7 protein-coding genes and 5 tRNA genes are annotated in these 6,785 nt (G+C 39.8%); 7 read left to right on the top strand and 5 right to left on the bottom strand.

Annotated elements, in window-relative coordinates; genetic code table 11:
* Window positions 1-119: 119 nt before the first annotated feature.
* A tRNA-Ala gene (locus CYO90_RS06485) sits at window positions 120-195 on the bottom strand.
* 103 nt (window positions 196-298) lie between these two features.
* Between CYO90_RS06485 and CYO90_RS06480 the strand changes: the two genes are divergently transcribed.
* The 6 genes from CYO90_RS06480 (at window position 299) to CYO90_RS06460 (ending at window position 1,605) form a co-directional block, all read left to right on the top strand.
* A tRNA-Gly gene (locus tag CYO90_RS06480) sits at window positions 299-373 on the top strand.
* Between the two features lie 9 nt (window positions 374-382).
* Window positions 383-469 (top strand) — tRNA-Leu (locus CYO90_RS06475).
* Window positions 470-476: 7 nt separating this feature from the next.
* Window positions 477-550 (top strand) — tRNA-Cys (locus tag CYO90_RS06470).
* Window positions 551-581: 31 nt separating this feature from the next.
* Window positions 582-737, top strand: coding sequence for a hypothetical protein (locus tag CYO90_RS10240; RefSeq protein WP_009295236.1), 156 nt, complete (start codon window positions 582-584; stop codon window positions 735-737).
* A 58-nt stretch (window positions 738-795) separates the two neighbouring features.
* A tRNA-Ser gene (locus tag CYO90_RS06465) sits at window positions 796-885 on the top strand.
* 231 nt (window positions 886-1,116) lie between these two features.
* Window positions 1,117-1,605, top strand: a complete 489-nt coding sequence (locus CYO90_RS06460) for a hypothetical protein (RefSeq protein WP_103578908.1) — start codon at window positions 1,117-1,119, stop codon at window positions 1,603-1,605.
* A 5-nt stretch (window positions 1,606-1,610) separates the two neighbouring features.
* Here the strand turns inward: CYO90_RS06460 and tpx are convergent, their stop codons facing one another.
* The 3 genes from tpx to CYO90_RS06445 all read right to left on the bottom strand — a co-directional run bounded on the left by tpx (window position 1,611) and on the right by CYO90_RS06445 (window position 3,967).
* Entirely contained in the window at window positions 1,611-2,141 is a 531-nt protein-coding gene (tpx, locus tag CYO90_RS06455; protein WP_103578907.1) for a thiol peroxidase, read from the bottom strand.
* 9 nt (window positions 2,142-2,150) lie between these two features.
* Window positions 2,151-3,293, bottom strand: coding sequence for a trans-sulfuration enzyme family protein (locus tag CYO90_RS06450; RefSeq protein WP_103578906.1), 1,143 nt, complete (start codon window positions 3,291-3,293; stop codon window positions 2,151-2,153).
* Between the two features lie 218 nt (window positions 3,294-3,511).
* A complete protein-coding gene (locus CYO90_RS06445) occupies window positions 3,512-3,967 on the bottom strand; it encodes a DIP1984 family protein (protein ID WP_103578905.1) in 456 nt (151 codons plus the stop codon).
* Between the two features lie 88 nt (window positions 3,968-4,055).
* Here CYO90_RS06445 and CYO90_RS06440 point away from each other — a divergent pair, with 88 nt between their 5' ends.
* Complete coding sequence (locus tag CYO90_RS06440; protein WP_103578904.1) at window positions 4,056-5,222, top strand: MalY/PatB family protein; 1,167 nt, start codon at window positions 4,056-4,058, stop codon at window positions 5,220-5,222.
* A 904-nt stretch (window positions 5,223-6,126) separates the two neighbouring features.
* Here the strand turns inward: CYO90_RS06440 and sodB are convergent.
* Window positions 6,127-6,744 carry a superoxide dismutase [Fe] gene (sodB, locus tag CYO90_RS06435; protein WP_002941550.1) on the bottom strand — a complete coding sequence of 206 codons (618 nt, stop codon included), beginning with the start codon at window positions 6,742-6,744 and terminating at the stop codon, window positions 6,127-6,129.
* Between the last annotated feature and the right edge of the window lie 41 nt (window positions 6,745-6,785).

The following is a 6,785-nucleotide window of genomic DNA, read 5'->3' as shown; positions in this document are numbered from 1 at the left end:
GTTTTAAATTTTGCATGTTGTAAATGTAGCGAAAGAATTCTAAATTTTTACATATATTTGACATAAAATTTTGTGAAAAACGTGAAAATATTTGTTAGCAAAAAAAGAGAGAAAAGTCATGGTGGAGTTAAGCGGGATCGAACCGCCGACCTCTTGAATGCCATTCAAGCGCTCTCCCAGCTGAGCTATAACCCCAAAAGATTTGGTATTTTATCTTTTTATGGCTTACATTTTTTTGAAAGTTGTTTTTATAAAATAAATTTTTAAGCAACTTTTGGGTAACATTGCAACCTTTAATGCGGGAATAGCTCAGGGGTAGAGCACAACCTTGCCAAGGTTGGGGTCGCGAGTTCGAATCTCGTTTCCCGCTCCATTAAATTTTGCCCGAGTGGCGGAATGGTAGACGCAAGGGACTTAAAATCCCTCGGTAGTTTTTACCGTACCGGTTCAAGTCCGGTCTCGGGCACCACCAAAACGGCGACATGGCCAAGCGGTAAGGCATGAGCCTGCAAAGCTTTGATCCCCGGTTCGAATCCGGGTGTCGCCTCCAACTTCGAAAATAACTACATAAAGGGATAACGATGAAAAAATTGCTTTTAATAGTATGTATGGCATTTTTTGCAGTAGGTTGTTCAAACACTTGGCACGGCGTAAAAGAAGATACTCACAATGCCAAAGAATGGACTAAAGAAAAGGTTAATAGCGGCGCTAGTTACGTCAAAGAAAAAACAGAATAATTCTTAGTGGTTATAGCAAATTTTAAGCAAAGTTGGCTATAATCACAAATCTTTAAATCGGGAGATGGCTGAGCGGTCGAAAGCGGCGGTCTTGAAAACCGTTGAGGTGTGAAAGCCTCCTGGGGTTCGAATCCCTATCTCCCGGCCACTTCAAATTTTAAATCGCTTTTTAATTTTTCAGTCATTTTTATTTTTAATTTTTTAGAACTTAATATGAACATTATCCGTGTTGAATTACAGCAAAAACTGTGTTCTTGGTAAAGCTAAAAATAGCAGAATTTTAATCTCAAAAAAGTGTGAGAACAAAGTAAATTTAACGCTTAGATGAAAATATATAAAAGTTACCTTGACACTAAAGAGAAAAGGCAATAAATGTGCTTTGTTAAATAGCGAAACAAGTGTCGTTTTAAGTAATAGCAAGGTCGCTGTAAGTGCCATAAAAGAGAGCGTCTTGCCAGAGGGCAAAAACGTAGAGGTTTTGACGATGCAGCCCATTAAAGGCCTTGAAGCGCAAAATGTCATCATCCACAACTTTTTGCCGTTTTTGCAGACCATATATAAAAATGAAAGGGAGCTTTTTTATAGAAAAATTTATGTTTTACTAACTAGAAGCCGTGAAAATTTATATATCTCGCTGCCTAAAAATTTGGATGAAAATTTGCCAGATGAGATAAAACAGGTGATAGAGGTCATCAAAAAATACGCAAGCATCACGCAAGATCTGCCACCAAAAAATGAAGAAATAAAAGAAAAATCAAACCTAAAACTAGCCTCTATAAGGCCAGTTTTAAGAGATGTAAAAGAGATTGGCGAGCTAGTGGTGACGGGCAGTCAGCTCTTTGCCATCATAGCTGGGCTATTTACATAGTAAATTTAATGGCAGCCACAACTATAACCACATCCGCCGCTTTGTTTTATCGCGTCAAAAACTGCGTCGTAGTTTGGCTCCTGGGTCACTTCAGGGACGATTTGTTTGTGGATGATGACGCCATCTTTGATGACAAAGACCGCTCTTGCGAGCAAGCCTTTTAGCACCCCGTCACTCATCAGCATGCCGTAGTTTTGGGCAAATTCGCCGTATCTAAAGTCGCTTCCCACGCGCAGGTTTGCTATGCCCTCAGTCGTGCAAAATCTCCCCATAGCAAATGGCAGGTCGTTTGAGATGATGCTAAGCTTTACGCCGTGTTTTTCAGCTACTTTTTCGTTAAATTTACGAGCCTCAGCCGCGCAAACGCCAGTATCAAGTGAAGGCAAGCAGACAAGCACCTCGATGCCGTTGTTTCCACCCACGCTAAATTCGCTAAGATCTTGCGCTACGACTCTGGCTTCAGGCGCATAAGAGCCGACAAATAGCTCATTTCCGCTTAAATTTACATCGCTACCTTTAAATTTTGTAGTTGCCATGATTTCTCCTTATCTTTTAGCTTTTTTAAAAGCTTGATCAAGGTCGGCTATTAGATCATCGACGTTTTCGATGCCGATGGCTAGACGAAGCAAATTTTGCTTTATGCCGATCTTATCTAGCAACTCTTTTGGATATGCCTCGTGCGTCATCGTAGCAGGCCTGCAGATAAGGCTCTCTACGCCACCAAGGCTCACTGCTAGATCAAAAATTTCTAGCGCTTTTACAAATTTATTTACATCATATTTTTCATCAAGCTCAAATGAGATAAGAGCGCCGATATCGCTTGCTTGAGCTGCTTGCATCTTTGCCTCTTGCTCGCTATATGAGCCAGGGAAATGCACCACGCTAACGGCGTCACTATCCTCTAAAAATTTGATAATTTTATGGGTATTTTGCGTTTGTCTGTCAAACCTAACGCTAAGAGTTTTAAGCCCACGTATTAGATAGTATGCGTCCATCGGACTGATGATGCCACCAAGCGTATTTTTGGCAAATTTTATCTTTTCAGCCAAAGCATCATCGTTTAGCGTGATGATACCAGCGATCACGTCAGCATGTCCGCCGATATATTTTGTGGCGCTATAGACCACGATGTCAGCTCCGTGCTCAAGCACTTTTTGATAGTAAGGCGTCAAAAATGTATTATCCACGATGACTAGAGCGCCCTTTTTGTGAGCGATCTTTGAAATTCTAGCGATGTCTGTCACTCTTAAGAGAGGGTTTGACGGAGTTTCGATAAATATCGCCGCCACGTCGTCACTAATGTCATCTTCGCTTAAAAAATTTAGATCATCTATAAATTCGCTCTTTATGCCATGGCTTTCAAAAACGGTTGTAACATACCTATATGTGCCGCCATAGACATTGCTATTTAGTAGGACCTTTTGCCCGGTTTTTATAAGGCTAAGTGCAGCTGCTGTTGCTGCCATGCCTGAACCAAAGCTAAATGCATATTTGCTGCCTTCAACCTTTGCAAAAATTTCATCAAATGCTTTTTTTGTAGGGTTGCTACCACGAGAATATGCAAATTCTTGAAAATTTTCAAGATCATCTTGCACAAATGTGCTAGCTAAAAATACTGGCGGAACGACCGCTTTGTTTGGGTTGTTTTTAGCTTCGATGCCTTTTACGATTAGAGTGTCTAGTTTCATAAATTTCCTTTTTAAAAATTTACGAAATTTTACATGATAAATATTAATTTTCCCCAAACCCACCCAAAATATAGCCAAACCAGTAAGTGGTAGTAAAAGTGCTTTTTAAATTTGCATTTGTAAGATTGCTAAGACTAAATTTAAGCTTTTGTCTGGTCTTCGCAAGCCGCCAATGTACGGTTTTTTACTCGCTTTTGGCTAAATTTTTACCATAAATTTTACTCTACTAGATCAACCGTCCAGTTTGCCTCCTGAAGCTTCATCTCAAGCTCTCTGATCTCTTTTGAAAGTGCATCTACTTGCTTTTGAAGTGCGCTCACATCGACTGTGCTTAAAATTTTGATCTCGCTGTTTGAGTAAAGATCGACCTTTTGACTAGCACTCGTTGCAAACTCCCTAAGTACGTTTGCTTTTAGCACCAAAGCGTCCTTTTTAGCGATCATCTCAGTGAGGCTCATGCCTTCAAATTTTGCGCTCGAGTTTGTTAAATTTATAGAGCAAATGAGCGTAAAAAGCTCGCTTGTTAGCTTGTCAAGCTCTTTTAAAAGAAGCTTTGGATCCTCGCTTGGACTTTCATTTTCCTGCGTTTTTGCGTTGCTAAGTAGTCTAACTTTTAGCTGTTCGATGCGCTTTTGCGTGTCAGCCCTTAGTATGAGAGCCTGAGCTAGTTTCATCATTTTTCCTTTTTTGGTATTAAATTTTTAAATCATCTTAGTATCTTTTGGGTTATAATTGATTTAAAATTTTATTTAAGGAAAAGCTATGAAGTACGATTTTGACACATTAGTAAGCAGAGAAGGCACAAACTCATCAAAATGGCGTATGAAGAGCGATGTTTTGCCGATGTGGGTTGCAGATATGGACTTTAAGGCCGCACCTGAGATCTTAAGCGTTTTGCAAAAGCGCCTTGATAACGGCGTCTTTGGTTACTCTTTCATCCCAAAAGAGTGGAACGAAGCGATAAAGAGCTGGTGGCAAAGACGTCACAACGTGAGCTTAGAGAACGAGTGGATGTGCTTTTGCACTGGCGTCATACCAGCTATCTCGACTGCTATTAGGAGATTTAGCAGCCCAGGAGATCAAATTTTAGTGCAAGCGCCTGTATATCACGTCTTTTTTAACTGCATCAAAAACAACGGACGTGAAATTTTATCAAACGACCTAGTCTATAAAAATGGCTCTTATGAGATCGATTTTGACGACCTCGAGGCAAAGCTAGCCCAGCCGCTAACTACCATGATGCTTCTTTGCAACCCACACAATCCAATAGGCAAAATTTGGGACAAAGAGACGCTTAAAAAGATAGGCGAGCTTTGCTATAAGCACGATGTTTTGGTTATCAGCGATGAAATTCACTGCGACATAACTGATCCTGGGCTAAACTACGTGCCATTTATCAGCGTTAGCGAGGAGTGCAAAAACAACTCTATCACGTGCATCTCACCTACAAAGGCCTTTAACATAGCTGGCCTTCAAAGCTCAGCCGTCGTCACACCAAACGAAAAGATCAGATCAAGGCTAAATGCCGCTATCAACTACGATGAGGTTGGCGAGGCAAATGCCTTTGCGATCATCGCCGCAATTGCCGCGTTTAACGAGGGCGAGGCGTGGCTTGATGAGCTTAGAGAGTATCTTTTTGAAAACAAAAAGGTCGTTGCAAACTTCATAAAAGAGCAAAATCTGCCAGTGAAGCTCCTGCCATCAAGTGCGACCTATCTTTTGTGGCTTGACTGCAGTGCATTTTGCGAGGATTCGAGTGAATTTATGAATTTCTTGCGCGATAAAGCGGGACTTTGGCTAAATGACGGCAACGCTTATAGGGGAGATAGATTTTTCCTTCGTATGAATATCGCAACGCAGCGTGAAAGGGTGCTTGAAGGGCTAAAGCGCTTGCAAAATGGGATAAATTTATACACTTCAAAGAGATAAATTTTGGCTGGGTGGCTTTGAAATTTAAGCCGCCCTTGCTTGATACAAAATAGTTTTTGAAGCAACAAATACTGCTCCATTTCTTAAATATCAAAGTGAGTTTTCTGATAAATTTAAAGCCGAGATAGCCTATGCTATTTTTTGGTTGCTTTAAATTTAAGCGTGGAGTTGCTTGGTCGTAATGGGGCGCGATTATTTCGCTAGCATGCCTTAGAATGCCAACAAGAGTGTCTTGATCGCGCTTGGGAGTTGTTGTGAAGCTTTAATAGCTTTGGATCATAAATTTTGTAGTTTAAATTTGAAAGAGATAAATTTAAGGTGAGATAGTTGCCGTTAGTCTAAATTTAAAGCAAAAAGCCTTTGAACGCGAATGCTTAGAGGTATTTTCAAAGCAGTAAAGACCGCGATCATTTTGAGTATCAGGGTGGTTTTAAATTTAAAGGCGTGAAGTTGTTTTGGTTTCGTTTTATAGCACTAAATTTAAAGTAAAAGCCACTGCACCAAAATAGGGCGGTCGCTAAAACTAGTATTTTATGTCATTTCAAAGCTATAATCATCGCGTCTATTGCTCACTAAATTTAGAAACTCAAATTTGAAAAAATAGAAATTTGAAAGTGAGATATCTCGCGTTAGTGTTAAATTTAAAAGAAACCACATGTCAAAACGAGAATTTGAGCCGTTTAAAATCGCATTATTTTTTAAAAATGATTTTTGCTGAGAAATTTGATGATTTTAAAGTTTATATAAAAGCAGAAATTTAAAGATGAGTTGGCTCATTCTGGCTTTAAGATTCTAAAAAGGTTATTTGCCCAAAGAAGCATTTGCACTCTTTTAAAATGATAAATTTGATAGTTAAATTTAAATAAAAAGCAGAAATTTAAAGGCGGGGAGCTCCCGCCAGATATTATTTATGTAGTTCTTTTGTGTAAAACTCAACTGAGCCAAGACCCTCTTTTTGCGCCCACTCGTAAGCTTGGCTTACAAATTCCCAGTTTATGTTCTCGTAAAATGTCTCTAGGTATTTTGGACGAGCGTTGAAGTTGTCGATGTAGTAAGCGTGCTCCCACACATCAACTACTAGAAGCGGCACCTTGCCATCGCTCACTGGAGTTTTTGCGTTGCTAGTTTGCACGATCTCTAGTTTTTTGCTGCTTGGGTCAAATACAAGCCACGCCCAGCCTGAGCCAAAAAGCGTTGTAGCTGCCTTTAAAAACTCCTCTTTAAAATTTGCGAAATTTGCCTCGATCGCAGCCTTTAGCTCGCTTGACATCTCGCTTTTTTTAGCGATGCAGTCCCAGTAAAAGTCGTGGTTATAAACTTGAGCGACGTTGTTGTAAAGGCCGCCTTCGCTATTTTTTAGGATCTCGTAAAATGATGCGTTAGCAAATTTTGTATCTTTTATGAGATTGTTTAGATTTGCAACATAGGTTGCGTGGTGCTTGCCGTAGTGGTATTCACAGGTTTTAGCACTTACTACTGCGTTGTGGTTTGCGTCAAACGGAAGTTTTCTTAGTTCAAACATAATAATTCCTTAATAATAAAATTTGTTATTTCGCATTATAG

The organism is Campylobacter concisus, from assembly GCF_002913745.1.
Classification (GTDB): domain Bacteria; phylum Campylobacterota; class Campylobacteria; order Campylobacterales; family Campylobacteraceae; genus Campylobacter_A; species Campylobacter_A concisus_R.
Note: the sequence above shows the minus strand (reverse complement) of the source record. Positions and strands in the feature narration are given on the sequence as shown.

Coding starts and splice junctions, on each gene's coding strand:
- sodB (WP_002941550.1), bottom strand. CDS start 6,744: ATGTTTGAACTAAGAAAACTTCCGTTTGACGCAAACCACAACGCAGTA.
- CYO90_RS10240 (WP_009295236.1), top strand. CDS start 582: ATGAAAAAATTGCTTTTAATAGTATGTATGGCATTTTTTGCAGTAGGT.
- tpx (WP_103578907.1), bottom strand. CDS start 2,141: ATGGCAACTACAAAATTTAAAGGTAGCGATGTAAATTTAAGCGGAAAT.
- CYO90_RS06445 (WP_103578905.1), bottom strand. CDS start 3,967: ATGAAACTAGCTCAGGCTCTCATACTAAGGGCTGACACGCAAAAGCGC.
- CYO90_RS06440 (WP_103578904.1), top strand. CDS start 4,056: ATGAAGTACGATTTTGACACATTAGTAAGCAGAGAAGGCACAAACTCA.
- CYO90_RS06450 (WP_103578906.1), bottom strand. CDS start 3,293: ATGAAACTAGACACTCTAATCGTAAAAGGCATCGAAGCTAAAAACAAC.